This window comes from Nonomuraea sp. MTCD27, from assembly GCF_041950495.1.
Classification (GTDB): domain Bacteria; phylum Actinomycetota; class Actinomycetes; order Streptosporangiales; family Streptosporangiaceae; genus Nonomuraea.
This window is the reverse complement of the sequence record NZ_JBGNUW010000036.1, coordinates 21,005-45,770: the sequence shown is the minus strand read 5'-3', so window position 1 is coordinate 45,770 and position 24,766 is coordinate 21,005. Positions and strand designations below refer to the sequence as shown.

The following is a 24,766-nucleotide window of genomic DNA, read 5'->3' as shown; positions in this document are numbered from 1 at the left end:
TCACCCACTCCAACACGTCATCCCAGGTATCCAGCGTGTGAGACCCAGACTGATGGGCGGCAAGAGCCGTATTTCGCACCCTCACACAATTTGAAGACGGTGATGCGGCTGAAGAACGCCGAGTCCGAACCACAGCCCGAGCGCGCGCCGTTCGAATCGACCACGGTCCACTGCTGCAGGTACGTGGTGGCGTACTCCACCCGAACGGCACGACCGTCGTCACTCAAGTCGCACACCGTGATGCTCTTGCGGTCAGCCGACACCGTCACCGATCCCCAACCGGCATGGTCATGCCAGCCGTCCACAGATTGGGCGGCGGCGGATGCGGGCATCAGCATGACAGTGAGGGCGGCGGCCAGGATGGCGCGGCGAGCGAACATGGGCAATCCGTTCGGGTGAGAAGGTCAGAACGGTGCCACTGTGAACCTGTCACGTCTTCTGACCGCGCAGGTGAGAACCGTAATGTTGTGGCTTGGTGAACATTTGGCGGACCTCACACGAGGTTCGCGAACCGAGCACCGAGCCCCGGCGAGTGCGGAGGAACTCCGCCATTTCGTGACCGATGGGCTGGCAGGGTTCGTGCTCGCGCGACGCGACCGTCCGCTCGCCCTCCAGCACCATGCGGACCCCTTCTTCCTTGAACTCCGGCGAGAACTGTGCGCCTGCCGATAATTCCATCCGTGCAGGTCAAGCGGCATGTGAGTACTCGTGGAGGACGCCGCCGAGCCGGTCTCGTCGGCGTATGTTCAGGTCGGTGATTCGCTCGGGATCTGTGATCGTTTCCGGGACGGTGTCAGTGGGGCTGCTTGGTTCAGGGCTTGGTGGGCTCGGTGCTGGTTGTAGAAGTGTTCGTACTCGCGTAGGGCGTGCCGTAGGTGGTGTTCGTTCCAGAGGAGGCAGCGGTCGAGGAGTTCGTGGCGGCAGGACTGCACCCATCGCTCCATGATGGAGTTCATGCGCGGCATCCGGATGCCGGTGAGTACGGTGGATGCCTGCGTCGGCGAGGATTCCGTCCATGAGGGTGGGGAACTTCCCATCCCTGTCTCGGATCAGAAAGCGTGCTCGGCAGCCTGCGTCTTCCAGGTCCATCACGAGGTTCCTGATCGTCTGGATCACCCAGTCGGCGGTCGGGTGAGCGGTGGTGCCCAATACGCGAATGCGCCTGCTGGCGTGCTCGATGACGGCCAGGATGTACTGGCGTTGCCCGTCCAAGGTGACGGCCTCGATGAAATCGCAGGCGAGCAGAGCGTGGGCTTGGGAGCGCAGGAAGTCGGCCCATGTGGTGGATGCCCGCTGGGGTGCTGGATCAATGCCTTCTTGCTTGAGGATCTCCCAGACTGTGGACGGCGCGACCTTGATGCCGAGTGTGGCGAGCTCACCATGTACCCGCCGATAGCCCCAGCCGGGGTTCTCCCGAATCAGGCGCAGGATGAGGGCGCGGATGGAGCGGACCGTGGGTCGGCGCCCACGTCGGTTCGGCTGGCAGGTACGGGGGTGACGCCGTCGCATCAGGTCGCGGTGCCAGCGCAAGACGGTGTCCGGACGGACGAGAAGCCGCAGCCGGCGCGGAACCTCACGCGACAGTGAGGTCAGGAGAGCGGCGAGAAAGGCCCGGTCCTCGGGTGCGAATTTCACTCGGGTGTCGGCGCCGAGTTGGCGTTGGAGGACGGTGATCTGGTGGCGCAGGGCGAGTATCTCCACGTCCTTGTCCCGATCGCCCATGGGCAGCAACCGCAGCGCGGCGAACGTGTTCGTGACGGTGAGGTAGGCCAGGCGAAGGAGCACGACTGATCATCCTGCCGCACGCGTTTCCGTCTCCCGGGGTGGCCCTGAGTTCGCGCCGCCACGCGAAGGCCTCACATGGTCATGACCTGGGTGGATGTAATTGTCGGCAGGCGCAGTCTTGTGGGTCCGCAGCCTACGACCGACCTGAAGATCCGAACTCCGTACAGGCTCTAGAACGGCCTGTCGTTAAGGAAGCTGTCACCAGGTACACCCGAGCGCGTTGAGCCTGGTCAGTGAGGTCTTCATCGCCTACTTACGGATCTTTCCTGGAATCCGAGACGAGCGTGGTCGTCTACGGCCAGTATTGATCCGGTTTCGGGGGATTGTCCGCAGCGGTCAGGTGACCGCCAGCCCGCGAGAAAGCCGGATGCGCCGTGGTGCGTGTCGTCGATGAAGGCGAGTTGGTCGGGAACTGGACGCTCCTCGATGAGGAGATGCAACTGCTGGCAGGGCGGCGAGGGCCGACGAAATTAACTTTTGCGCTGATGCTCAAGTTCCACCAGCTGCACGGTCGGTTCCCCCCGCGGTCGGGCCGAACTGCCCGACGACGCGGTGGACTACGTCGCCAGGGCGGTGAAGGTCCCGGCCTTGGACCTGGCCTTCTACGAGTGGGACGGGCGCACCAGCGAGGATCATCGCACTGACATCCGTAAGTTCACCGGCTTCCGCGACTGCGGAGTGGAGGACGTCGGAGAAGGCTGCGGAGTGGCTGGCTGGCAACGTCTGTAAGGCCGAGCGGCGCCCTGACCGAATTCGGGTGGCGCTGTTGAACCACCTGAAGGAAGAGCAGATCGAGCCTCCGTCCAAACTCCGACTGCAGCGGATCATCGGCTCGGCGCTGGAGCAGGCGGAGAAGACCCTGACCTTGCGGATCGCCTCGCGACTCGAGACGGAGGTGGTCGAGCGCATGCTCACGTTGGTCGCCCCGCGCACCGGCCGAAGCGGTGATGACGCGAGCGATGATGACGCGGACGACTCCGATAGGGCAGGGTCCGACACTGTGGGTGCCGAAAATTGCATCATCGCTCTGACCGGGTACTTTCTCGATCCTTCGATCACTACCTGAGCGATCGCTCAAATGTGGTTGAGCAAACGCTTAAGCGGCTTGAGCGATTGCTCAAACTCGGTCTGCCGCTCGCCTAGACTTCGCAGCTCAGACGGGCGAACGGGATATTGGCACCCCACAGGCCACCGCCGGTCGAGGCAGCTCCCGTCCGGATGTGGTCGTTCAGCTGAGCTGCCGCGGCGAGGCTCAAGGTGGCAATGGTGCTTCACGGCGCTGATTCAACCGTGGTGGCTGACGGAGTCGTCGGCGTTCGCCTGGAGTCGTTCCGCCCCATACGCCTTCCGGCTCGCCGGCCTCCAGCGCCCACTCGAGGCAGCACCGCCGGACGAGGCAGCTGGAGCAGATGTGCATGGCTGCGTGGTGCTGGCCCTCCCAGGTGAGTGGGAAGAACAGGTCGGGGTCGGTGTCTCGGCAGGCGGCGCGGCTGGTCCAGCGCAGGTCAGCCATGATTGCCGCCTACCGCTGGGCGCGGGCGAACCACTGCTGGGCCTGGATGTCCCGGCAGAGGCTGGTGAGCAGATCAGCGGTCACCGGGTCATCTCCCATGGCCGGGCTCTGCAGCCACGACGTGGCGGCAGCGGCGATACGCTCCAGGTCGGCGTCCATGGCGGTGAGCGCCTGGCTCGTGGTGAGCCGGCCGAAGGGAAGCGACTCCAGGGTGTTGCGTTCGCTCAGCGTCTCGCTGCAGGCGTCCGGCCAGCCGCCCAGCGTGGCGATGCGCTCAGCCAGGGTGTCGGTGTAGGCCCGCAGCGTTTCGGCGAGTTCGTCCAGCCATCGGTGCACGGGCAGGAATGTCGTGCCGCGGACGTTCCAGTGTGCCTGCCTGGCCTGGGAGGCCAGCTCGGTGACGTCGATGAGCGCATCCTGTAACGCAGCGGTCGCCAGGTGGTCGAGTTGGGTGCTGGTCATGGTGTCGTCATTCCTCTCGATGGTGTCAGGGCGGTCGGCGGGGTACGAGCTGTCCGCCATTGCTTTGGGTGACGGGTAGCCGGCCTGAGGATCCCCGAGCCCCAGGCCGGAAAGTGATGTCACTCGGTGGCTACCGGAGCCGCAGAGGGCTGCCTGCCACAGGGGAGGGTCATATCTAGAGCTGCAGGTGTTCCGTCGATCCGGTGGGCAGCCAGCGAAAGCAGCTGCGGATCTGCTTCGGTGCCCGCCGCAGGTCGCGCTCGATGCCGTCGCGGTCCTGCCGGAAGTGCTGCCAGCCCTCGTAGTGGACCGGCAGGATCGTGTGCGGGGTGATGGCCTCGCACAGTCGTACGGCTTGCCTGGCGGTCATGGTGTAGCGCAGTGGTCCGGTGCGGGGGAAGCCGACGCCGCCCAGGTGAAGCAGGACCGTGCCCGGCTGTATCGCGGCGGCGGCCCGGCGCAGCGCTCGGTGGTAGACGGTGTCGCCGGTGATCCACAGCGGGCCGTGCAGCTGGTTGGGCCAGGTCAGGGCGAAGCCGATCACTTCGCCGGTGATCGGCCGGCTCAGCGGCGGCCCGTGCCGGCAGGGGGTGGCGGTGATCTCGATCGCCGGCCGGCCGGGCGCCTCCAGCCGCATGCTCTGCCCGGGCTTGAGCCCGCGGGCGGCGCCGCCGAGGCGGCGGGCGCCCGAGGAGGTGGTGATCGTGGCCGGGGCGATGGCCAGCAGGAGCCGTCCGGCCTCGTCGAGGTTGTCGCCGTGATGGTCGTGGGTGAGCAGGACGGCGTCCAGCGGCCCGAGCTTGGCCATGGGGAGAGCCGGGCCGGCGAGTTTGCGGGAGGAGGTCCCCCAGCCGAACGCGTAGGTCCGGCCGGGAGGGTCGAAAGTCGGGTCCGTCAGCAGCCGCCAGCCGCCGAACTCGATGAGGACGGTGGGACCGCCGATGTGGGTGAACCTGACATCCGACATGGAACACGCTCCCTTCGAGGGCGTCAGCTGTGGTGCAGTGCCCACGCCAGCGCGCGATCGGCGATCTCTTCCCAGCCCTGCTGGGCGGGCATCAGGTGAGAGCGGCCGGGGTATTCGATGACTTCGGTGATCGTGTTCGGCGCCTTGTAGTGCTTGGCGTTGGAGCGCTGGATCTTGGGCGGCATGAGGTTGTCGTGCTCGCCGGCGATGAACAGCAGGGGCTTGCGGTCGTCATTGTGGTAGTTGACGTAGTTGTCGTCCTTGCCGGGGTGGATGTTGGCCAGGGCGCTGCCCCAGAAGATGTGGCCGGAGGCGGGGATGTGGTAGCGCTCGTAGGCGGCCCGCGCCTCCACCTCCGGGAAGGTGTTGGTGAAGGCGTAGCGCCAGTGCTCGTAGTCGAGACCGACGGCCTTGTGTCGGTTGGCGGGGTTCTTCAGCACGGGGAAGGTGGCTTTGAGCTGCGACAGAGGGATGATCTTGACGCCTTCGGTGGGGGCGGAGTTGATCGCCACCCCGGCTGCGCCGTAGCCGTGGTCGAGCAGGATCTGGGTGAACACCCCGCCGGCTGAATGCCCGATGAGGATCGGCGGCTTGTCCAGGCCGCTGATCAGCTTTTCCAGGGAGTCGATGATCTGGGGGACGGTGACTTGCTCGATGGGGGTGGTGTCGGCGTTGAGCGACTCGACCTCCACTTCGAAGCCGGGGTAGGCGGGGGACAGGACGTTGAAGCCCTGGGCCTGGTAGTGGGTGATCCAGTGTTCCCAGCTGCGGGGTGTCACCCAGAAGCCGTGGATCAGGATGATCGTGTCGGGTTTCATGTCGGCTCCCCTATCGCGTGGTGGCGTAGGCGGACAGGACCACCGCGGTCGCGGCGGCGGGGTGGGACATCATCACGACGTGCGAGGAGTTGATCTCGCGGACTTTGCTGCCGGCGCGTTCGGCCATGAAGCGCTGGGCGGCGGGCGGGATCACGTTGTCCTGGGCGGGGATCAGGTACCAGGAGGGGATGGTCTTCCAGGCGGGCTCGCCGCTGCCGTCGGACAGGCCGGTGACGCTGCCGGGCCGCTGGGTGGCGGCCATCTGCCGGGTCTTGTACGCGGGCAGGTCGGCGGCGAACACCTCGCGAAACTTGTCGGCGGTGATGTAGCCGTCGACGCCGTTCTTGGTGCCGTCGGGCAGCGGGTAGTGCCGTGCCAGCAGCGCTTCGCCGAGCTTGCTGCCGGGGAACTGGCCGGTCAGCTGCAGGGCGCTTTCCCCTTGGTCGGGTGCGAACGCGCCGAGGTAGACCAGGGCCTTGACGTTGTCGTGGCCGCGGGCGGCGTTGGTGATGACGATGCCGCCGTAGGAGTGGCCGACCAGGATGACCGGGCCGGTGATGGTGTCCAGGACGCTGGAGACGTACGCGGCGTCACCGGCCACGTCACGCAGCGGGTTGGCCGGCGCGATCACCGGGAACCCGGCCGCCCCCAACATGGTGATCATGTCGTTGAAGCCAGAGGCGTCGGCGAACGCGCCGTGCACCAGGACTACGGTCGGCTTGGCACCGGAGGTTGTGGTGGCGGAGGCGGGGACGGTCGCTCCGCTCAGGCTGAGGATCAGGGCACAGCTCGTGACGAGGGTGCCCAGCAGGTGGCCGACTCGGCGTAAGGGGGTCATGCGCGATGCTCCTTAGGAGTTCAGGAAGGCGAGGAGGTCGGCGTGCAGGCGGTCGCGGTCGGTGTCGGGCAGGGCGTGTCCGCTGCCCTCGTAGACCTTCAGGACGGCGCCGTTGATCATTTCGGCCGATCGCTTACCCCCGACCTCGAACGGCACGATCTGGTCGTCGTCGCCGTGAATGACCAGGGTGGGGACATCGATCTTCGCCAGGTCCGGCCGGAAGTCGGTGGCGGAGAAGGCGGCGATGCACTCGTAGGCGCCTCGGTGCCCGCATGCCATGCTCTGCAGCCAGAACGCGTCACGGAAGCCCTGGGCGACGTCCTGCCTGCGGTTGTGCCCGAAGAACGGGCCGTCGGCCAGGTCGCGGTAGAGCTGGGACCGGTTGGCGACCTCGCCCGCGCGGATCGCGTCGAAGACCTCGATCGGCAGGCCCTCGGGGTTGTCCTCGCTGCGCAGCATCAGCGGCGGTACAGCGGACACCAGGACCATCTTCGAGACGCGGTCGCTACCGTGCCGGCCGAGGTAGTGGGCGACCTCCCCGCCACCGGTCGAGTGCCCGACCAGGGTGAGGTCTCGCAAATCGAGCTGCTCGATCAGGCAGGCCAGGTCGTCGGCGTAGGTATCCATCTCGTTGCCGTGCCAGGTCTGCGCCGAGCGGCCGTGGCCGCGCCGGTCGTGGGCGATGGCGCGGTGCCCGTGCTCGGCGAGGAAGAGGGCGGCCGCCTCCCAGGCATCGGAGTTGAGCGGCCAGCCGTGGCTGAGCAGAACCGGCGAACCGTCGGCGCCCCAGTCCTTGTAGAAGATCTGGGCGCCGTCGTTGGCGGTGATGTAGGGCATTTCCACTCCCTTACTGATGCGGACTCGATGTGCCTCGAAGCTAGGCTTGCGACCCCCGGCCGGTAATCGGTCAGATGACTGCACCGCAACGGAGGAGTGACGGTACTTACGGCGGTGAACGCGTAGACCCCGGTGACCGCGCGGGCCGTGAGCGACACCGCGACACCCATGACGATCACTGGGGGCGCGGGCGTCGAGCAGGCAGAACAGGGGGAAGGCGAAGGACCAGAAGACAAGCCGTCCAGCCGGACCGGGGTTCTGAGCCAACGCGGCCGACGAGTATGCCGGTGCCAACCAGCGCGGCCGTCAACGACGCCGACGTACTTCGCATGGCGGGGCAGAAGGCCCAACGGTCGCCGCCTGGGCCTGTCGATAAGCCCGGTCCCACCGGATGCATGGAATCGCACCTGGGACCTGGGACCTGGGATTGGTCCGGGTCGGTGCCGTTGGTATCAGCTTCGCTGGTCGCCGTGCGTGGTGGCGCGTCCTGGCCGACCGCTCGGCTGCTGACCGAATGCGCCACGGCCTGCCTGGTGGGGATTCTGTTCGCGCCCGAGGGACGTTGGTTCCCGCCGGTCGGCGTCCTCTGTCTTCCCTTCTCAGGACCCCCGTCTCGGTTGGTCAGTGATCTGGTTGGACTCTTCCAGCGGCTGGGCCGCTCCGTTGAGCTGGGGTGCTGCTCCGTCCAGAGCATCGCGTAACTGGCCTCGGGACGAGATGCCGAGTTTGGGAAAGATCCGGTAGAGGTGGGTGCTGATGGTCCGGTGGGAAAGGTAGAGCTGCTGGCCGATTTCACGGTTGGAGAGTCCCGCGGCGGCCAGCCGGGCGATCTGCAGTTCCTGGGCGGACAGGTGGTCGGCGGTCGAGGGGGTGCGCCTGCTGCTGGCCTCGCCTGATGCGCGCAGTTCCTGGCGTGCCCGCTCGCCCCAGGCCAGCAGGCCGAGGGTGTCGAAGAGGTCACGGGCCGTGCGGAGCGAAACGCGCGCCTCGCGGACGCGCCGCTGACGGCGCAGCCAGATGCCGTGGGCCAGCAGCAGCCGTGCCCGTGCGGTCGGCCAGCGGGAGAGATCGGCGTCCAGGGCTTGCTGGTAGAGCGAGTCGGCGTCCGTGTCGTCGGCGAGCAGCGCCCGCGCGTACTGCATTCCCACGTGCAGGAGCGGGGCAGGGGTCTGGGCCGCCGCTCCTTCCAGCTCCGACATCACCGCTTTGACGGTCTCCACCTTGCCGCTGCCGACTGCGGCCTCGGCCAGCTCGCTGATCAGCCATAGACGCCAGATGGGATGGTGGGCGGCGTCATGGGGGTCGAAGACCTTCCACAGGTGATCGAAGGCCTCGGCGTACTGCCCGGCGCACAGCGCGATCACGCCTTTGGCCTGCTGCAGCAGTGCCACGTTCGAGCTGATGGCCACGGTGCCGAGGACCCGCTCGCCCTCTGCGGCCAGGGCGTAGCCGGGCTCCGTCTCTCCACGCAGTCCGGCCAGGAGCGCGAGCCCGGCGTGCGCGGCCGAGTGCCAGCGCGCTTGTGCGGTCTCGCGGGCCAGCCGCTCGCATTCCTCCGCCAGGAGCTTGGCGGTGGCCCAGTCACCGCAGTAGATCTGCGCCCACATCTGCGATGTCAGCGACTGGACGAGCAGGCCGAGCCGCCCCTGCGCGCGCAGGGCGGCGATGGAGGCGTCCAAGAAGCCGCCGGCCAGGTCGAAGGCTCCTACCGTGGTCGCCGCCACCCCCAAGATCCGGGCCATCGCCCCGTCCAGAGGGGTGTCGTGCAGCCTGGTCAGGCGCTCCATGACGGTCGCCCCGTGCTCCAGCGGGCTCGCGGTGGCCAGTGTGAGCACCAGTTCCGGGTCATCCTCGGAGGATGCAAGCCGCTCAGCCAAGGCGATGAGCTGCCGGCGAATCTCCATGCCCGGATCGGCCCACCAGCAGCGGAGGGCCGCCGCGCGAACGAAGTTCAGGGCGAGCGCGCGATCGCCGGCCGCCTCGACAGCCTCCACTGTGGAGATCAACCGTCGTACCCGCGCCGGCCCCTCGTTGCGGCCCTCCTCCAGGACCTCGTTCAACCAGGCCAGCCTGGCCCGTTGCGGCGGGCCCAGGTCGGCCGGTTCCGTCTGCCGGAGCAGGTCGGCCACCAGATCGCCGCGGCCCAGTTCGAAGGCAAGTTCGGCGGCACGCAGCAGGCGTTCGGCGCGAACCGCAGGGTCCACGCTGATCTGGGCCGAGCGCTGCAGCGCCGTCACCGCGACCGTGATCGCGCCACGTCGACGCGCCCGGGCGGCCACGCCCTCCAGGTCGGCCGCCACGGACTCGTCCTGGTGGCCGATCGCCGCCCGGTGCCAGGCCCGGCGATCGGGGTCATCGGCGTGCACCTCGGCGAGCGCGGCGTGGGCCGCGAGGCGTTCGCCGGGCCCTGCCCGATGGTAGATCGCCGAGCGGACGAGAGGATGGCGGAAGCGGATGAACTGCTCGTGAAATTCCACCAGCCCCGCCTCGACGGCCGGAGCCAGCGTCGCCAGGCTCGTCCCGGCTCCGGTCAAGGCGGCGCCGGCGGCCAGCGTGCTCGCCAGGTCGTGGCCGTCGTCGGCGGCCGCGACCAGCAGGAGCGAGCGTGTGGGCGCGGGCAGCTCGGTCAGGCGCACGGCGAACGCGCGTTCCAGCCGCGCGGTGAGCGGAAGGATGCCCGTCTCCGTCGTCGACTGTTCTCTGCTGAGCGCCAGCGGCAGCTCGACCAGGGCGAGCGGGTTGCCCGCCGCCTCGGCCAGCACCCGCCAGCGCATGCCGATGCTGAGCTTGGGCTCCTGGGCGTCCAGCAGCGACTCGGCCGCTGCGGGGTCCAGCCCGCTCAGCGGCAGCTCCGCCAGCCCGCAGTCGTCGAGGCTGGTGGGATGTCCGTCGCGCACCGCCAGTAACAGCACGATGGGCTCGGAACGCACGCGTCTGGCCACGAATCCCAGCACCTCCATACTGGGCCGGTCCAGCCACTGCGCGTCGTCGACGACCACCAGGAGCGGCCGGTGCGTGGCCGTCTCGCTGAGGAGGTTGAGGACGGCCAACGCGATCAGGAAGGGTTCCGGTGTGGGCGCCTCACCCATCCCGAACGCGCTCAGCAGCGCCTCACGCTGGCGTACGGGGAGCTCGCCGGCGGTGTCGAGCATCGGCAGCAGCATGAGGTGCAGTCCCGCGAAGGGCAGATGCGTCTCACTTTGCACCCCCGATGCGCCCGCCACCGTCATGTCACGCGCCTGCGCCGTGGCGGTGGCGGCTCCGAGGACGGCGGACTTGCCGATTCCCGCCGCGCCTCGCACGATGAGCGCGTCACCGCGCTGGTGGATGTCGTCGAGGAGTTTCTCGACCGTGGCCAGCTCGCGCTCACGCCCGACCAGGGTGATCAACGGCGCGCTCCCCCCGGACTATTGGCCGTTTACGTGCTCGCAGTGTCTCAGAAAGCACGTCATCGGATGAATATCTGGCTTGCAACCGTCATGCAACGACACCGATGCCGTCAGATGACGAATGCCCGACAGTGATGCCCAGGCTTAGCGTCGGGGCGCCCCCGCACCTGTCGCCACGGAGAACATTCATGGTCAAGCCCGCGCTGGAACCGTACGCAAAAGCATTCGCGGACGCGACCGCGAATCCGCCTTATCTGTACGGCATGCCACCCGCCGAGGGTCGCCAGGCCATCCGAGATGCACAGAGCCCGCAGATCGAGGTCCCGGGGACCACGCGCGAGGAACCACCCGGGGCAGGAGTGATCATCTTCAGGCCCGAGGGGGCGCGGGGCCGGCTTCCGGTGATCCTGTTCATCCACGGCATGGGCTGGGTGCTCGGCGATGAGAGCACCCACGGCCGGCTGGCCCGCGAACTGGCCCTCGGGGTGCGGGCGGCGGTGGTGTTCGTCGGCCTCAGCCTCGCGCCTGAAGCCCGCTATCCGATCGCTGTCAACGAGAGCCGCGCCGCGCTGGAGTGGGTTCGCGCCCACGGCGAGGCGTACGGCTTGGACGCCTCCAGGGTCGCCGTGGTGGGCGACTCCACCGGCGCGAACCTGGCCGCTGCGCTCACCCTCACGACCGGGCGAGACCTTGCCGGGCAGGTCCTGTTCTGTCCGGTCACCGACGCCAACTTCGACACCGGCTCCTACCACGACTTCGCCGAAGGCTACTTCCTGCGCCGCGACGGGATGCGCTGGTGCTGGGACCAGTACGTCACCAGCGAGGCGCAGCGCACCGAGATCACCGCCTCCCCGCTGCGGGCCAGCACCCACGACCTGGCCGGGTTGCCGCCCGCGCTGATCATCACCGCCGAGGCCGACGTCCTGCGCGATGAGGGTGAGGCGTACGCCGCCAAGCTCCGCCAGGCGGGGGTCCCGGTCACCGCCGTGCGCTACCAGGGCGTCATCCACGGTTTCGTCATACTGAACGCCCTGCGCGGCACCCAGGCCGCAGAAGCGGCCATCGCTCAGGCCGTCACCTTTCTGACCAAGGTCCTCATCCGTCCCTGACCTGCCCACGTTCCACGCCAGTGAACCGCCTACGAGCCGTGACCACACGCCGGCAGCCATCCTGGCCTGTCCAAGGAGACTGGAGCACTCATGAGCAGTACGCGCGTCGCCAAGGCGGCCGTGACCGGCAGCATCATCGAGTTCTACGACTTCACCCTCTTCGGGCTGGCCGCGGCACTGATCTTCAACGATCAGTTCTTCCCCGCCGGCAGCCCCGTGGCCGGCACGCTGGGGGCGTTCGCCACATTCGCGGTCGGCTTCTTCGCGCGGCCGGTCGGCGGCTTCGTCTTCAGCCACTTCGGCGACCGGGTCGGCCGCAAACAGATGCTCGTCATCACGCTCATGCTGATGGGCCTGTCGACGGCGGGCATCGGCCTGCTGCCGACCTACGACTCGGTGGGCATGCTGGCCCCGGCCCTGCTGGTGCTGCTGCGGATCGCCCAGGGCTTCGGCGCGGGCGCGGAGTACGTCGGCGCGCTGGTGATGGTGAGCGAGGCCAGCGACGCCAAGAGACGCGGCCTGTGGGCCTCGCTGCCGGGAGCCGGCATCTTCACCGGCATCCTGCTGGCCACGCTGGTGTTCACCGGCGTGTCGGCCCTGCCGGGGTTCGAGACGTGGGCCTGGCGCGTGCCGTTCCTGCTCAGCCTCGTCGGGGTTGGCGTGGGCCTGTTCTTCAGGTTCCGGGTCGGAGAGTCGGAGGTGTTCGAGCGGGAGAAGGCTCGTGGCCTCAGCCGCTTCCCGATGCTGGAGGTCTTCAGGAAGCAGCCCAAGCATCTGCTGATCGCCTTCATGGCCAACGTGCCCAACGCCGCGATCGCGTACATCATCCAGGTCTTCGTGCTCTCCTACGTAACCAAAACCCTGGGCCTGCCCGCCACGATCGGTCTGGTCGCCAACGTGGCCGCCTCCCTGGTGTCGATCGTGGTCACTCCCTTGTTCGGCGCGCTGACCGACCGCGTCGGCAGGCGTCCCGTCTGGTTCGGCGGCGCGGCCTTCATGACGGTCTTCGCCTTCCCCATGTTCTGGCTGGTGGAGACGAAAATGCCGGTCCTGGTGATCGTTGCGGTCACGCTCGGCCAAAGCCTCGGGATCGCCTCCATGTTCGCCGCCCAGGCCTCGCTGTACGCCGAGCTCTTTGAGACCCGGTACCGCTACAGCGGCATCGCCATCGCCCGGGAGTGGACCGCGGCGCTGAGCGGGGGGCCCGCCCCCTTCATAGCCGCCGCTCTGCTGGCCGGCTCGGGCGGCCAGTCCTGGCCGATCGCACTGCTGCTGATGATCTGCGGCGCTATCTCCTTCATCGTCATCCTGTGTGCGCCGGAGACTCGCCACAAGGAGCTGGGCGAGCCTGTCCGCGTCGCCGAACCCGCGATGAAGTAACGCCTGAGCGACGGGGACGTCATCTGACGGACTCCCAGCACAGCAGGCCGGCCTGGGCGTCGGAGCACCACAGATCGGGAAAGGGCCGCCATGAGCGTCATCACCACGGGGAACACGGGCGCTCGTCAAAGGGGCCGGTCGGCGGGCTCGCCGTCGCCCAAGCCCCCGTAGAAGAGGCTCACGTCTGTCCCACCCGCAGTCGCGGCACCTGGCCGAAGGCCGTGGCGGCCGAGCGGAGCCATCGGTTACATGACCGCACTCGAGGAGTTGAGAGCACGTGGACATCGTCGGACATGAGCGGAAGCCGGCCGCGCTGCGGCAGGCGCTCGCCAGGCAGGCGGCGCAAGCCGCACCTGTCGTGGCGATATCTGGGCGTGCTCGCGCTTCAGCGCCCTGCACCCGAGGTTCCCGGCATGTGAGACAGCCGGACCAGCCGCGCCGCCGCCGTGTGATGATCACAGCTTCGTCGGGTCGTCGTCGTGAGGATGGGCGAAGTGGCTGAGCGTGAGTTCGGTTCCCTGCTGCGGGAGCTGCGGGCGGCTGCGCGGATGACGCTCGAGGAGCTGTCGGACGCTTCAGGGGTGAGCGGGCGGGCGATCGGCAACATGGAGCGGGGCAAGGTCGGCTCACCTCAGCGCCGCACTGCTGAGGCGCTGGCCGATGGCCTGAAACTAAGCGACCAGGACCGGGCACGATTGCTCGCCACGGTTAAGACACGGCCGAGAGCGGGAGCCTTGGCCCAGCTTCCGGCTGATCTGCCGGTGTTCACCGGCCGCCGCGCCGAGCTCCAGCAGGCCCTCGCTCTCTTGGACGAGCAAGGACGGCAGGCACGAGCGGTGGTCATCGGCGCCATCGGCGGGATGGCCGGGGTCGGCAAGACGACGCTGGCCCTGCACTGGGCCCATCAGATCACCGACTCCTACCCCGACGGGCAACTGTGGGCAGACCTACGCGGGTTCGACCGCAGCGGCCAGGTGCTCGACCCCGGACAGGCCCTGGGCGGATTCCTGCGCGCGCTGGGCGTCACCGACAGCCGCATGCCGGCCGGCATCGACGACCGGGCGGCGCTGTTTCGCAGCAAGCTGGCCGGCCGCCGCGTGCTGATCGTCTTGGACAACGCCCGTGACAGCGAGCAGGTCCGCCCGCTGCTGCCCGCCACACCAGGGTGCCTGGCGATCGTGACCAGCCGCAACCAGCTCACCGGCCTGACCGCCACCCATGGCGCGCGCACCCTCACCTTGGACGTGTGGACCCCCGCCGAGGCGACAGAAGCGCTCGCCCTCCGGCTCGGTGCGGCGCGGGTGGCGGCCGAGCCGGAGGCGGTGGCCCAGATCCTGCAGCTGTGCGGGCATCTACCGCTGGCGGTGGCGATCGTGGCCGCCCGGGCCGCCGCCCGGCCGTCGTTCGCGCTCGCCGACATCGCCACCGAACTGCGCGAGGCGTACGGCACGCTCGACGCCTTCCACACCCTTGACGGCGCCGACGCGCGTGCCACCTTCTTCTGGTCCTACCAGACGCTCAGCCCGGCAGCCGCTCGCCTGTTCCGTCTGTTAGGGCTGCATCCGGGCCCCGACATCACGTTGCCGGCCGCCGCCTCCCTCATCGCGTTGCCCACCCGCCGGGTGCGTGCCCTGCTGGAGGAGTGCGGCGCCGCTCATCTGGTCACCGAGCACGCGCCCGGCCGCTGGCGCCTGCACGACCTGCTGCGCGCCTTCGCCGCCGAGATCGCTGAGGAATATGACGGGCCCGCCGAGTGCAGGCATGCCTTCCACCGCCTCCTCGATCATCTGCTGCACACTGCGCACGCCGCCGACCAGGTCCTCTACCCCGTGGTCTCCACACCCATCGAGTTGGCGCCAGCGCAGCCAGGTGCGGTCATCGAGGTCTTTGCCGACAGTGAGCAGGCGGTCGCGTGGCCTGCCCGTGAGCTGCAGGTGGTCTGGGCAGCTCAGCGGCAGGCCGAGACTCTGGGCGGGTTCGACCGCCAGGTGTGGCAGCTCGCCTGGACGATCGTGGAAGCCTTCGTCGATCACGAGTGGACCCTCGGCCGGGAATCGCTCGCGTTCCTCACCCGCGCCGCCGAAGCCGTGCAGCGCGATCCCGCTGGACAGAGCTACGCCAGCGCCGTCGTGGGCTGGGTAGCCAGGCAGGAACATCGGCTCGGCCGGTCGCAGGAGGCCAAGGGGCGGCTCCTGGCATTTGTGCGACAGCCCGGCATGCGCGCCCGGCCGCTGGATCAGGCCCGCGTCCATCACGATCTCGGCTGGCTGCACGGCGTGCTCGGCGAGCACGACGAGGCGTTGCATCACGCTCTCGCCGCGCTCGTCCTCTACCAGGACGCCGGAAACCTGGTCGGCCATGCCCGGGCACAGGCCTCCGTCGCCTGGTACCACGCCCTTCTCGGGCACTACGACGACGCCATCGCCGTCGGCGAACAGGCCATCGCGTACTTCGCCGAGCAGAAGATCGCGGCCCAGGAGGCCCCGGCATGGGACACCTTGGGTTACGTCCACCACCACCTGGGCGACCACCACCGCGCGATCGTCTGCTACCAGCGTTCCCTCGACCTCTACCGTGGTACCGGTCGCACCCACCTGGAGGCCGAAGTCCTGGAGCACCTCGGCGACACCCACCACGCTCTCGGAGACGCCGCAGCCGCTGCCGCCGCCTGGCAGCAGGCCCTCGACCTGCTCATCCCGCTCGATCACATCGGCACCGACAAGCTACAGGGGAAACTCTCCAGCTCTCCGGCAGCCGGCTGATCAGGCAGCGGTCCAGCCGCCCGCCTCATCGCCGGTCCGTGGCGAGGCCGGAGATCCCTCCGGACCAGGGCATCGCGCGCCCGGGCGTGAGCCGCGTTGACGATGGCGGCAGGCGGCCGGATCAGGCGCGCCTGTCGTGCGGTTTTCTTCCTCCGATGTTCCTGGAGTACGGCGTGGCCTGCTGCTTGGCTGGTCACAGCTGCCTGCGGTGACCTCGCAGGCAGGCGTCGAAGGGAGAGCCGGTGAATCCGGTGCCGATCGGGTGTTCCTCGCCGGGGTTCTCATCCGGCGATGAACTCCAGCACGACCTGGTTCCACTGCTCGTGGTGGGTGAGCGGCGCGGCGTGCGGCGCGGCAGGAATGGTGGAGAGCACGCTGCCCGCCACCGCTCGCGCCACACGCCGGCCGCTGTCCTCGGGCGGCACGAACGCGTCGGCCTCGCCCTGGACGATCAGAAGGGGTACGGAGATCCGGGCCAGATCGAGGCTCAGATCCGCGGACTCCCAGACGCTCAGGGACTCCACGGTGGCCCTGGCAGAGGCGTCGGCGGCCAGCCGCAGCAGGTACAGGCGCGTCTGCTCATCGAGCGCACTGTGCCCGTTGACGGCGACGAACCTGCGCAGCACGTCGTCGAGCATGTGGATGCGGTGACCGGCCGCGGCCCTCCTGAGCTCGCGGGCGATCGGGTCGGGGTACACCACCGGGCTGCCCAGCACCAGCCGTGCCACCCGATCCGATCGGGCGGTGTAGCTGACGGCCTCGGCACAGCCGGTGGAAAAACCCACCAGCGTCACCCCGCTCAACCCGAGACTCTCCACCAGCGCAGCCAGATCGCCGGTGAAGGTGTCGTGGTCGTAGCCGTTCCAGGGCTGCGCCGAGCGGCCGAAGCCGCGCCGGTCGTAGGAGACCACCCGGCGACCGGCTGCCACGAACGCGCCGACCTGCGCCTCCCAGAACCGCTGCGACAGGGGCCAGCCGTGCACGAGCACGACCGGCTCGCCATCGCCGAAGTCCTCATAGAAGAGGCTGACTTCCGTTTCCACCTGCAGTCGTGCCACCCGTTCAGCATGTCGGGCCGCGCGATCACGGCAATCGGTCAAATGACTGCACCCGAGGAGTTGAGATCACGTGGACATCATCGGACGTGAGCGGGAATTGGCCGCACTGCGGCAGGCGATCGACCGCGCGCCCGGCGTGCTGCCGAACGTCGTGCTGCACGGCGACCCGGGCGTCGGCAAGTCCGTGCTGCTGCAAGCCAGCATCGCCTACGCCGGACAGCGGGGCATGCGGGTAGTGGGCGGCAGCGGCTTCGAAACCGAGGCGCAACTCGCCTACGCCGGGCTGCACCAGCTCTTCGCACCCATCATGGAGTACCTGGACCGGGTGGAGCCCTTCCACCGGGACGTGCTGCGCCGGGTGCTGGGCCTGCAGGACGGGCCGGCACCCGACCGGCTGGCGATCTCGGTAGCCTCCCTGGTCGTGCTGGCCACCGTGGCGAAGGACGGACCGGTACTGCTCGCCGTGGAGGACGCGCACTGGGTGGACCACCCCACGCGCGAGGTGATGATGTTCATCCTGATGCGGCTCAGGCCGTACGACCTGCGGGCCGTCTTCGCCCGCCGGCCACTGACCGCCACCGAGCGCGTCACGCCCGGCATCCACATGCTGGAGGTCGGGCCGCTCGACGACGAAGCGGCCGGGCAGCTGCTGGACCTGCTCCATCCGAATCTGCCGCCGCCGGTGCGCGAACGCGTGCTCGCCGAGGCCGCGGGCAATCCCCTGGCGATCACAGAGCTGCCACAGACGTCCGTCGGCGTGGAGCTGCTGCCCGCCGGCGCGTCCCTGCGCACCCGTCTGGAGACCGGCTTCGCGAGCCGGCTGCTGGAGCTGCCGCCGCGCATTCGTACGACGCTGCTGGTGGCCGCCCTAGACGGTGACCGGCTCCACCATCGGGCCGAGCTGTCGCCGTACGAGCTACTGGAGGCCGAGCGCGCGGGCCTGGTCACCCGCGACTCGACTCCGTCGGGTCTGCGTTTCCGCCATCCGCTGGTCAGGTCGGCGATCATCAAGACAGCCTCACCGGAGGAGATACGCGGAGCGCACGCTGTGCTGGCCGAGCAGCACCAGGCCAACCCGGAGCTGCGCATGTGGCACCTGGCGGCCGCCACGGTCGAGCCGGACGAGCAGGTGGCCGCAGAGATCGAGAAGGCCGCCCGCGCAGTGAGCCTGCGGGGTGGCAGCGGGCTGGCGGTCAAGGCGCTGCAGCGCGCGGCCGACCTCACCCCAGATGCCGCGGCCCGCGCCGCCCGGCTGGAGCACGCCGCTGAACTGGCCGGCGAATCCGGGCAGCTCGACCTGGCCCAGCAGCTGCTGGACGAGGCGCGCCGCGACCTGGACGATCCGGCCAGAGCCCTGGCCGTCCGGGCGCAGATCCTCATGCTGCGCGACGGCGACCTGGACGCCGCCCGCCGCCTGCTGCGCGGCACCCCCGGCGCCGGCCCGCTGGTCCGGGTGATGGCCGCCTCCTACGCCCAAGACTCCCAGGAGTGGGCGGAGGTCACCGACGTTGTCGCCGGCTGCGACGACGAGCACGTACACCTGCTGCACGACGTCTTCACCGGCACCGGCACAGCGGAGCGCGTGCGCACCGCGCTCGACGAGCTGCCCGGCGACGCCCCGCCCGGCCGGGTGGCCGCGTTGTGCCGGGCGGCTACCTGGATGGACCTGCTGCCCGACTATCGCGAGCGCATCCGCGCGCTGACCGAGGGCGAGGCCGGCCAAGGCGCGGTGACGCACGCAGCCAGCGGCTACTGGCTCGCCGCACACGACCACTTCCTGGCCGGGCAGTGGGAGGCCGCCGAGAACTCCGCCAACGCCGGGCTCGATCTGTGCGTCCGCCACGACCTGGAACTGCTGGCCCACGACCTGCGCTGCAGCCTGGGCTGGATCGCCGCCGCCCGAGGCGACGCCGACAGCGCCCGCGCCTACAGCAGGACCGTCGAGCAGTGGGCCGCACCGCGCGGCAGCGGCCTGCATCTGTCCCTGTCGGCCCGCAACCTCGCGCTGGCCGCGATGGCGCACGGCGACTACGAGACCGCCTACGCGTACTGGACGAGTATCAGCCCGCCCGGCGTCATCCCCCCGTACGTGGCCTTCGCGCCGTGGGCGGTCTTCGAACTGGTGGAGTCGGCGGTGCGCACCGGCCGGACCACCGAGGCCAGGGCGCACGCCGCTGCCGCGGCCGACCTGGCCGACCGCGCGCCCCGGCTGCGTCTGCACGTCATGGCCGCCCAAGCGCTGGTGGCGCCCGAGGAGGAGGCGGTGCCGCTGTTCAAGGCCGCGCTCGCCCTGCCCAGAACCGAACGCTGGCCCTTCGACCACGCCCGGGTCCGGCTCGCGCTCGGAGAATTGCAGCGCCGCCGCCTGCAACCGGGCGAGGCGCGGCCCGAGCTGCGCCGGGCCGGTGACCTGTTCGCCTCGATCGGCGCGACCGCCTGGCAGCAGCGGGCCGAACAGGAACTGCGGGCCACCGGCGTGGCCGTGACCCAGCGCCTCAACGCCGCCCACGGCCTGACCGCCCAGCAACTGGAGGTGGCCCGCCTGGCCGCCTCCGGGCTGAGCAACAAGGAGATCGGCGAACGGCTGTTCCTGTCCTCGCGGACCGTCAGCGCCCACCTGTACCGGATCTTCCCCAAGCTCGGCATCACCTCCCGTGCCGCCTTACGCGACGCTTTGGAGGGCGTGGAGGGCGATGCAGTCAACTGACCGATTCGCGTCCGCGCCCCGGCGGCCGATGCTCGTGCCGTGATCAACGCCTCACCGGCACGAACCCGAGGAGAGCCCGTCATGACCATCCGCTCCCAGCGCCGCGGCCTGAGCCTGCTGCTCGCCGCGCTGACCCTGACGCTCGGCCTGACCGGAACCGTCGCCCCCGCCTCGGCGGATCAATCGGCGACGGCAGCCACCGCGGGTACGAGGGCCAAACCCACCGTGGTCCTGGTGCACGGGGTGTTCGCCGATTCCTCCGGCTGGAACGCCACCATCGCCGCGCTGCAGAAGGCGGGTTTCCCGGTGATCGCCGCCGCCAACCCGCTACGCGACCTGGAAGGCGACGCGGCCTACGTCTCCAGCATCATCGACACCATCCCCGGCCCGGTCATCATGGTCGGCCACTCCTACGGCGGCGCGGCCATCACCAACGCCGCCCGCGGCCACGACAACGTCAAGGCCCTGGTCTACGTCGCCGCCTTCGCCCCCGACGAGGGCGAGACCCCGTTGGAGCTGGCCGGGAAGTACCCCGGCAGCAAACTGCCCGCCGCCCTTGTCGTGCGGCCATACCCGGGCGGAAAGGACGGCTACATCGATCCCGCCAAATTCCGGGACGTGTTCGCCGCCGACCTGCCCGCCTCGCAGACCCGCCTGATGGCCGCAACCCAGCGGCCCAGCAGCGTGGGCGGACTGTTCGGGCACAGCGGCGTCCCTGCCTGGAAGAGCGTGCCGTCCTGGTTCGTCATCCCCACTCAGGACAACGTGATTCCGCCGGCCGTGCAGCGCTTCATGGCAAAGCGGCCGGCGGCAAGGTCAAGGAGGTTTCCGGTGCCTCGCACGTGGTGATGATGTCCCGCCCCGACACGGTCGTCCGGCAGATCCTCTCCGCCTACGCCGCCACCCGCTGAAGTTGCGCTCGAAGGCCCAGCCCTGCGCCCGGGCTGGGCCTTCCCGATCGGCTACCGTCCCTGTCGGCGGCTTCTGGCTCGTCCCTCTTCCTCGGTCTGTAGGCCGCCAGCGCTTCACAAGCGACCACTTATGAAACGCCTCGCGCGGGCCGTGTCCCGGAAGAAGTCGCCTCGGCGGCCGACGTGATCGGGCGCATGCCCACGGTGCCGCCGGGCTGGAGGGGTTGGTGTGGCTCATCGAGGCGGCCGAGCGGGCTCGGCGTTCAGCCGGGGCGGCTGGCCGGGGCGGGCGCCGCGGTGGCTTGCTCCTCGCGTCCTGGGCGGCTGCGGCGCAGGGCATACCAGCAGGCCGTGGCTGTCGCTGTGGCGCCGCACAGGATCCACGCGGTGACCTGGTTGCTCACCTCCAGCAGCTTCAGGGCGGAGGCGAGCAGGACCACGGCGAGCATGGCGCGGATGATGGCGGCGGGGCGCGGGAGGAGATGCGGGCGCCGAGGTAGACGCCGGGGATGGAGCCGAAGATGAGAGAGGCGGTGAGGTGGAGCTGGAAGTCACCATAGAGAAGGTGGCCGAGGGCGGCGGCGGCGACCAGGGGGACGGCCTGGACCAGGTCGGTGCCGACGAGCTGGTTGGCCCTTCAGCGTGGGATAGAGGGCGAGCAGTGCGACGATGATCAGGGAGCCGGCGCCGACCGAGGAGATGCCTGGCGCTGGCGCTGCACCCCCTCGCCGCCGCCATCACCTACCTCAACACGCACCTGATCCAGATGGTGTTGCGCGATCCTGCCTGGAACAAGCAGTTGAGCGCGGCCGACCGGCGGGGGCTGACCGCCCTGTTCTGGTCGCATCTGAACCTGTACGGGCGCTTCGAGCTCGACATGAACCGCCATCTGGAACTGGACACCGCGGTCGCCGGTCCACCCCAGTGACCGGCGCGACGGGCGTACGCCACCGACCGGCCAGGCTCCGGCCGGTGAGCCCACCGCCGGCGCCGGGCAGTCAGAAGCAGAACTTCAGGTAGCTCTGCAGGTCGCCGAGGATGCGGGCGACGCCGTCGCGATCGCCCCGATACAGCACCTTCTTGCCGCCGCGGCGGGAGGTGACGATGCCGACGCGGCGTGGCGCTGGCACGGGCGGGGCCCACATCTCCACCCCATCGGTCTCCGTCGGCGCCAGAATTCGAAATTCTTCCGGGACCGACAAGCATCTCCAGCCACATGAGGTGGGATTGCACATGTCACGCGACCCCTTCAACAGCTTGAGCAGCAAAATTCGTGTTCGCCATTCAAGCCACAAGTCAGGGCGAATACTCCATCGGCTGAGGCGTCCAGCCAGGGTAGGGGGTCGCGGACGTCGTGCACCTCGGGATGACTGGCAGACCCGCCTCGTCAGCAGACTCGCGCAGCTGATCCACGCCAGCGTTGGCCAGGTGGCGGCGAGCCCGAGGGGGCTGCATCCCACACTCCTACCGGCGGCGGCGCGTCCCGCCGGGCCGCATCTACTTGCCTCACGTGCCTGACACGGTTTCAACCGGCTGACCTGCAGGTTTGCTCGACAACCCAAGATAACCATCGCCCGGTCACGTCGTGGGGCGTGGAGCCGGAGCAGGTCTTCCACTGTCAAGTTGGAGCTGCGAGTGCACTCATGGGGCCGGCGGTGCGGAATGTGGGCAATGATGCTCCCCCCACGGGTTCGACTGGCATGGGGGTGCCGGACGGCCGGTGTTGACGGTGGCACGCTCACAAGATTACGGTCTGGACCAAAACTTTGCAGCTTTGAACATCATGGAGGTGCGGCCCGTGCCGCGAACCTGTCTTGCGTTGCTCATGGTCATGTCCGCCTTATCGATACCGGCCTTGCCGACAGCGGCCGCCGCACAGGCGACGGCCGCACCGAGCTGCGGCACCCCGGCCGTCACCACGTACGGCCCTGCCTCCGTCACCGGCGCGATCGTCGGCGCCACCGTCCACGAGGGCAACGCTTACGTGGTCTCCCGCGGGCCGAAGCCTCCGGTCGTCGCCGAGATCGACCTGGCCACCCGCAAGGTGACGCGTACCGCGACGCTGCCGGACGGCCCCAAGGCAGGCGAGCCGGAAGGCGGCTGGGCCACCGCCGTCGCCGGCGGCAAGCTGTACATCGGCACCTACCCCGTACCCGACCTGTACAGCTACGACCTGGCCACGGGCCAGGTGGCGCACCTGCACTCCTTCGGCGCGAACGGCGGCTTCGTCTGGAGCATGGCCGCCGCGCCGGACGGCACCCTCTACCTCGGCACCTCCTCCGACGGCCGACTCTGGGAGTACGTCCCCTCGACGGGCGCAGTCCGCAGGTACGGTGTGCTGGCCCAGGGCGAGCACTACGTCAGGGCGGTCGCCGTCGATGAGACCACCGCCTACGTCGGCCTGCTGGAGAAGGCCAAGCTGATGGCCGTCGACCGGGTCAGCGGCGCGGTCAGGGAGCTGGCCCAGGGGCCCCAGGCCGTCGGCACGGTCTTCCTCTATGGCGACCGGGTGCTCGCGGCGAGCGGGAGCACGCTGATCGACGTGCGCAAGGACGGCACGGACCGGCGGCAGTTCGAGGCCGGGGTGGGCGTCATCGACGCGTTCGAGGTGGCCCCCGACGGCACGGTCTACCTCACCTCGCGCCCCGACGGAGCCGTCTACAGCTACCGCACCGGGCAGGACGCGGTGACCAAGGTCGCCGACCCGCCTTCGCCGGGCGAAGAGACCCGGGCACTGAAGTTGGACGGGCAGCGGCTCATCGGCTTCGCCGGCAGTGGCGGCATGTGGTGGCTGGACCTGCCGAGCAAGATCTCCGAGTTCGTCGACCTCATCGACGCGGGCTTCCCGACCGGCGCCGAGCGCACCCAGAGCATGCTGCTGGTGCCGAACCGGGCCCTGTACATCGGCGGCCACTTCGCCGTGGAGGTGCGTGACCTGCGGACCGGGCAGGAACGCAGAATCCGCGTGGTCGGCGAGCCGAAGGCCATGGTGCGGCGGGGGAACAAGGTCTACGCCGCGCTGTATCCGAGTGGCCAGATCATCTCCATCGACCTACACACCGACGAGGTACGCGGCCTCGGCTACATCGGGCATGACCAGTCGCGGCCGTGGGACATCGAGCACGACCCCGTCACCGACACCATCCTGGTGGCTTCCGCCCCGACCGGCGCGAAGCTGCAGGGCGCCCTGACGGTGCTCGACCCCGACACGGGGACGATGGACGTCTACCCGAATGTCATCCCCGACCAGAGTCTGATGAGCCTGAGCGTCGACCCCGAGCGCGGCATCGTCTACCTCGGTGGCGACGTGCTTGGCGGAGGCGGCACGCCGCCGACCAGGACGACGGCCTCGATCGCCGCCTTCGACCTGAAGCAGCGCAAGGTGGTATGGCAGCTCGATCCGCTTCCCGACCACCGCACCTTCCAGGACCTCAAGGTCCACGAAGGGCTGCTGTACGCGGTGTACAAGCGCGTGGTGGGCGCCTGGATCGCCCTGGACCCCGCCACCGGGACCATCAAGCACCAGGGCCTGCTGTCGGGACACGGCGAACTGCAGGTCCACAACGGCCGGGTGTTCACCTCCACCTTCTTCGGCGGCGGCAACGCCTACGAACTCGGATCGGAGGCCAGGCTACTCGCGACCGGGCTGGGCGACGAGTGGCACACCGATCCGCACCTGCAGTTCGAGCCCGGCTCCTTCGACGCCTGGACGATCGTCGGCCGGGATCTGGCGAAGGTGCGGCTCGACCCGCGCTGCCCGCCTGTGACGATCCCGGAGTCGCAAAACTAGTTCCGGCCTGCACCGGAATCCGATCAATCCGCATACGTACGCAACGGATGAGGGAGTTGGCGCGGCAAGGCGGATTTTCGGTCAAGGCAAGGCAAAGGGCGCCAGCCCGGTTGGCGGGCGCCCTTCGTCGTGGGTCGCTAGTAAGGCGGATGGCGTGTTCGACCTTGGAGGTGATCCGGGCCTGCCGATCACGGTGAGCCCAAACCCGGCTCGATCATCTCGGCCGGGTCGGGCTCGGTGTGCTCGTCCGCGAGGATCTGGGCGGCGTCGTTGACCACGTGCGTCTCGTAGTCGGTGAGGATGGCCTGCCAGTAGGAGTGGAACGGCCAACCGGGCTTAGTGTCACATGTTTTGACACCATGGGCCTGACCAGGGCAGGCTTGCCTGATGGCGGGTTCTGAGGGTGTGGCGTTCCTGCGTGCTGATGTTGATCGTTTTGC

General features: G+C 69.2%; 23 protein-coding genes. 9 read left to right on the top strand and 14 right to left on the bottom strand.

All coding sequences use genetic code 11. The annotated features are described in order from the left end of the window. Nucleotides 1-17: 17 nt before the first annotated feature. The 3 genes from ACBJ59_RS57565 to ACBJ59_RS57555 all read right to left on the bottom strand — a co-directional run bounded on the left by ACBJ59_RS57565 (nt 18) and on the right by ACBJ59_RS57555 (nt 944). Nucleotides 18-380 carry a hypothetical protein gene (locus tag ACBJ59_RS57565; protein WP_375118457.1) on the bottom strand — a complete coding sequence of 121 codons (363 nt, stop codon included), beginning with the start codon at nt 378-380 and terminating at the stop codon, nt 18-20. Between the two features lie 49 nt (nt 381-429). Continuing rightward, on the bottom strand, nt 430-678 hold the full coding sequence (locus ACBJ59_RS57560) for a hypothetical protein (RefSeq protein WP_375118456.1): 249 nt from the start codon (nt 676-678) through the stop codon (nt 430-432). A gap of 68 nt (nt 679-746) precedes the next feature. Next, on the bottom strand, nt 747-944 hold the full coding sequence (locus ACBJ59_RS57555) for an integrase core domain-containing protein (RefSeq protein WP_375118455.1): 198 nt from the start codon (nt 942-944) through the stop codon (nt 747-749). Between ACBJ59_RS57555 and ACBJ59_RS57550 the strand changes: the two genes are divergently transcribed. Both ACBJ59_RS57550 and ACBJ59_RS57545 read left to right on the top strand, forming a co-directional pair. Further along, complete coding sequence (locus ACBJ59_RS57550; RefSeq protein WP_375118454.1) at nt 943-1,587, top strand: hypothetical protein; 645 nt, start codon at nt 943-945, stop codon at nt 1,585-1,587. The genes ACBJ59_RS57555 and ACBJ59_RS57550 overlap by 2 nt on opposite strands. Before the next feature lie 955 nt (nt 1,588-2,542). Further along, complete coding sequence (locus ACBJ59_RS57545) at nt 2,543-2,851, top strand: hypothetical protein (RefSeq protein ID WP_375118453.1); 309 nt, start codon at nt 2,543-2,545, stop codon at nt 2,849-2,851. A gap of 186 nt (nt 2,852-3,037) precedes the next feature. Here the strand turns inward: ACBJ59_RS57545 and ACBJ59_RS57540 are convergent, their stop codons facing one another. From ACBJ59_RS57540 to ACBJ59_RS57510, 7 genes are all read right to left on the bottom strand, one after another. After that, entirely contained in the window at nt 3,038-3,298 is a 261-nt protein-coding gene (locus tag ACBJ59_RS57540; protein WP_375118452.1) for a WhiB family transcriptional regulator, read from the bottom strand. Nucleotides 3,299-3,307: 9 nt separating this feature from the next. Next, nucleotides 3,308-3,760, bottom strand: coding sequence for a DNA starvation/stationary phase protection protein (locus ACBJ59_RS57535; RefSeq protein WP_375118451.1), 453 nt, complete (start codon nt 3,758-3,760; stop codon nt 3,308-3,310). 175 nt (nt 3,761-3,935) lie between these two features. Beyond that, nucleotides 3,936-4,727: an MBL fold metallo-hydrolase gene (locus ACBJ59_RS57530; RefSeq protein ID WP_375118450.1), complete on the bottom strand. Its 792-nt coding sequence runs from the start codon at nt 4,725-4,727 to the stop codon at nt 3,936-3,938. 23 nt (nt 4,728-4,750) lie between these two features. Further along, the gene (locus tag ACBJ59_RS57525; protein ID WP_375118449.1) at nt 4,751-5,545 is read right to left on the bottom strand and encodes an alpha/beta hydrolase; all 795 of its coding nucleotides are present in this window, start codon (nt 5,543-5,545) and stop codon (nt 4,751-4,753) included. Nucleotides 5,546-5,555: 10 nt separating this feature from the next. Continuing rightward, nucleotides 5,556-6,383, bottom strand: coding sequence for an alpha/beta fold hydrolase (locus ACBJ59_RS57520; RefSeq protein ID WP_375118448.1), 828 nt, complete (start codon nt 6,381-6,383; stop codon nt 5,556-5,558). 12 nt (nt 6,384-6,395) lie between these two features. Next, entirely contained in the window at nt 6,396-7,220 is an 825-nt protein-coding gene (locus tag ACBJ59_RS57515; RefSeq protein WP_375118447.1) for an alpha/beta fold hydrolase, read from the bottom strand. Between the two features lie 599 nt (nt 7,221-7,819). After that, on the bottom strand, nt 7,820-10,609 hold the full coding sequence (locus ACBJ59_RS57510) for an AAA family ATPase (protein ID WP_375118446.1): 2,790 nt from the start codon (nt 10,607-10,609) through the stop codon (nt 7,820-7,822). Nucleotides 10,610-10,743: 134 nt separating this feature from the next. On the opposite strand from ACBJ59_RS57510, the gene ACBJ59_RS57505 reads away from it, so the two are divergent. The 3 genes from ACBJ59_RS57505 (at nt 10,744) to ACBJ59_RS57495 (ending at nt 15,860) form a co-directional block, all read left to right on the top strand. Continuing rightward, nucleotides 10,744-11,718, top strand: a complete 975-nt coding sequence (locus ACBJ59_RS57505) for an alpha/beta hydrolase (RefSeq protein WP_375118445.1) — start codon at nt 10,744-10,746, stop codon at nt 11,716-11,718. A gap of 90 nt (nt 11,719-11,808) precedes the next feature. Beyond that, on the top strand, nt 11,809-13,098 hold the full coding sequence (locus tag ACBJ59_RS57500; protein WP_375118444.1) for an MFS transporter: 1,290 nt from the start codon (nt 11,809-11,811) through the stop codon (nt 13,096-13,098). 494 nt (nt 13,099-13,592) lie between these two features. Beyond that, nucleotides 13,593-15,860 carry a tetratricopeptide repeat protein gene (locus ACBJ59_RS57495; RefSeq protein ID WP_375118443.1) on the top strand — a complete coding sequence of 756 codons (2,268 nt, stop codon included), beginning with the start codon at nt 13,593-13,595 and terminating at the stop codon, nt 15,858-15,860. A 281-nt stretch (nt 15,861-16,141) separates the two neighbouring features. On the opposite strand, the gene ACBJ59_RS57490 is transcribed toward ACBJ59_RS57495, so the two are convergent. Beyond that, a complete protein-coding gene (locus ACBJ59_RS57490; protein WP_375118442.1) occupies nt 16,142-16,918 on the bottom strand; it encodes an alpha/beta fold hydrolase in 777 nt (258 codons plus the stop codon). A gap of 70 nt (nt 16,919-16,988) precedes the next feature. On the opposite strand from ACBJ59_RS57490, the gene ACBJ59_RS57485 reads away from it, so the two are divergent. Then, entirely contained in the window at nt 16,989-19,625 is a 2,637-nt protein-coding gene (locus tag ACBJ59_RS57485) for an AAA family ATPase (protein WP_375118441.1), read from the top strand. Nucleotides 19,626-19,706: 81 nt separating this feature from the next. After that, nucleotides 19,707-20,474 carry an alpha/beta fold hydrolase gene (locus ACBJ59_RS57480; protein ID WP_375118440.1) on the top strand — a complete coding sequence of 256 codons (768 nt, stop codon included), beginning with the start codon at nt 19,707-19,709 and terminating at the stop codon, nt 20,472-20,474. 325 nt (nt 20,475-20,799) lie between these two features. On the opposite strand, the gene ACBJ59_RS57475 is transcribed toward ACBJ59_RS57480, so the two are convergent. Together ACBJ59_RS57475 and ACBJ59_RS57470 are read right to left on the bottom strand one after the other, a co-directional pair. Then, nucleotides 20,800-20,985, bottom strand: coding sequence for a hypothetical protein (locus ACBJ59_RS57475; RefSeq protein WP_375118439.1), 186 nt, complete (start codon nt 20,983-20,985; stop codon nt 20,800-20,802). Beyond that, a complete protein-coding gene (locus ACBJ59_RS57470; RefSeq protein ID WP_375118505.1) occupies nt 20,952-21,128 on the bottom strand; it encodes a hypothetical protein in 177 nt (58 codons plus the stop codon). The genes ACBJ59_RS57475 and ACBJ59_RS57470 overlap by 34 nt, the downstream gene beginning before the upstream one ends. Nucleotides 21,129-21,239: 111 nt before the next feature. On the opposite strand from ACBJ59_RS57470, the gene ACBJ59_RS57465 reads away from it, so the two are divergent. Then, a complete protein-coding gene (locus ACBJ59_RS57465; protein ID WP_375118504.1) occupies nt 21,240-21,464 on the top strand; it encodes a Tn3 family transposase in 225 nt (74 codons plus the stop codon). 70 nt (nt 21,465-21,534) lie between these two features. Here ACBJ59_RS57465 and ACBJ59_RS57460 read toward each other — a convergent pair whose 3' ends face one another. After that, nucleotides 21,535-21,666: a hypothetical protein gene (locus ACBJ59_RS57460; RefSeq protein ID WP_375118438.1), complete on the bottom strand. Its 132-nt coding sequence runs from the start codon at nt 21,664-21,666 to the stop codon at nt 21,535-21,537. 725 nt (nt 21,667-22,391) lie between these two features. Between ACBJ59_RS57460 and ACBJ59_RS57455 the strand changes: the two genes are divergently transcribed. Beyond that, nucleotides 22,392-24,326: a PQQ-binding-like beta-propeller repeat protein gene (locus ACBJ59_RS57455; protein ID WP_375118437.1), complete on the top strand. Its 1,935-nt coding sequence runs from the start codon at nt 22,392-22,394 to the stop codon at nt 24,324-24,326. Nucleotides 24,327-24,766: the final 440 nt, after the last annotated feature.

Bases quoted from the DNA above. Each gene is read 5' to 3' on its own strand.
- ACBJ59_RS57565 (WP_375118457.1), bottom strand. From the start codon at position 380: ATGTTCGCTCGCCGCGCCATCCTGGCCGCCGCCCTCACTGTCATGCTG.
- ACBJ59_RS57560 (WP_375118456.1), bottom strand. From the start codon at position 678: ATGGAATTATCGGCAGGCGCACAGTTCTCGCCGGAGTTCAAGGAAGAA.
- ACBJ59_RS57550 (WP_375118454.1), top strand. From the start codon at position 943: ATGATGGAGTTCATGCGCGGCATCCGGATGCCGGTGAGTACGGTGGAT.
- ACBJ59_RS57555 (WP_375118455.1), bottom strand. From the start codon at position 944: ATGGAGCGATGGGTGCAGTCCTGCCGCCACGAACTCCTCGACCGCTGC.
- ACBJ59_RS57540 (WP_375118452.1), bottom strand. From the start codon at position 3,298: ATGGCTGACCTGCGCTGGACCAGCCGCGCCGCCTGCCGAGACACCGAC.
- ACBJ59_RS57535 (WP_375118451.1), bottom strand. From the start codon at position 3,760: ATGACCAGCACCCAACTCGACCACCTGGCGACCGCTGCGTTACAGGAT.
- ACBJ59_RS57530 (WP_375118450.1), bottom strand. From the start codon at position 4,727: ATGTCGGATGTCAGGTTCACCCACATCGGCGGTCCCACCGTCCTCATC.
- ACBJ59_RS57525 (WP_375118449.1), bottom strand. From the start codon at position 5,545: ATGAAACCCGACACGATCATCCTGATCCACGGCTTCTGGGTGACACCC.
- ACBJ59_RS57520 (WP_375118448.1), bottom strand. From the start codon at position 6,383: ATGACCCCCTTACGCCGAGTCGGCCACCTGCTGGGCACCCTCGTCACG.
- ACBJ59_RS57515 (WP_375118447.1), bottom strand. From the start codon at position 7,220: ATGCCCTACATCACCGCCAACGACGGCGCCCAGATCTTCTACAAGGAC.
- ACBJ59_RS57505 (WP_375118445.1), top strand. From the start codon at position 10,744: ATGCCCAGGCTTAGCGTCGGGGCGCCCCCGCACCTGTCGCCACGGAGA.
- ACBJ59_RS57500 (WP_375118444.1), top strand. From the start codon at position 11,809: ATGAGCAGTACGCGCGTCGCCAAGGCGGCCGTGACCGGCAGCATCATC.
- ACBJ59_RS57480 (WP_375118440.1), top strand. From the start codon at position 19,707: ATGACCATCCGCTCCCAGCGCCGCGGCCTGAGCCTGCTGCTCGCCGCG.
- ACBJ59_RS57475 (WP_375118439.1), bottom strand. From the start codon at position 20,985: ATGCTCGCCGTGGTCCTGCTCGCCTCCGCCCTGAAGCTGCTGGAGGTG.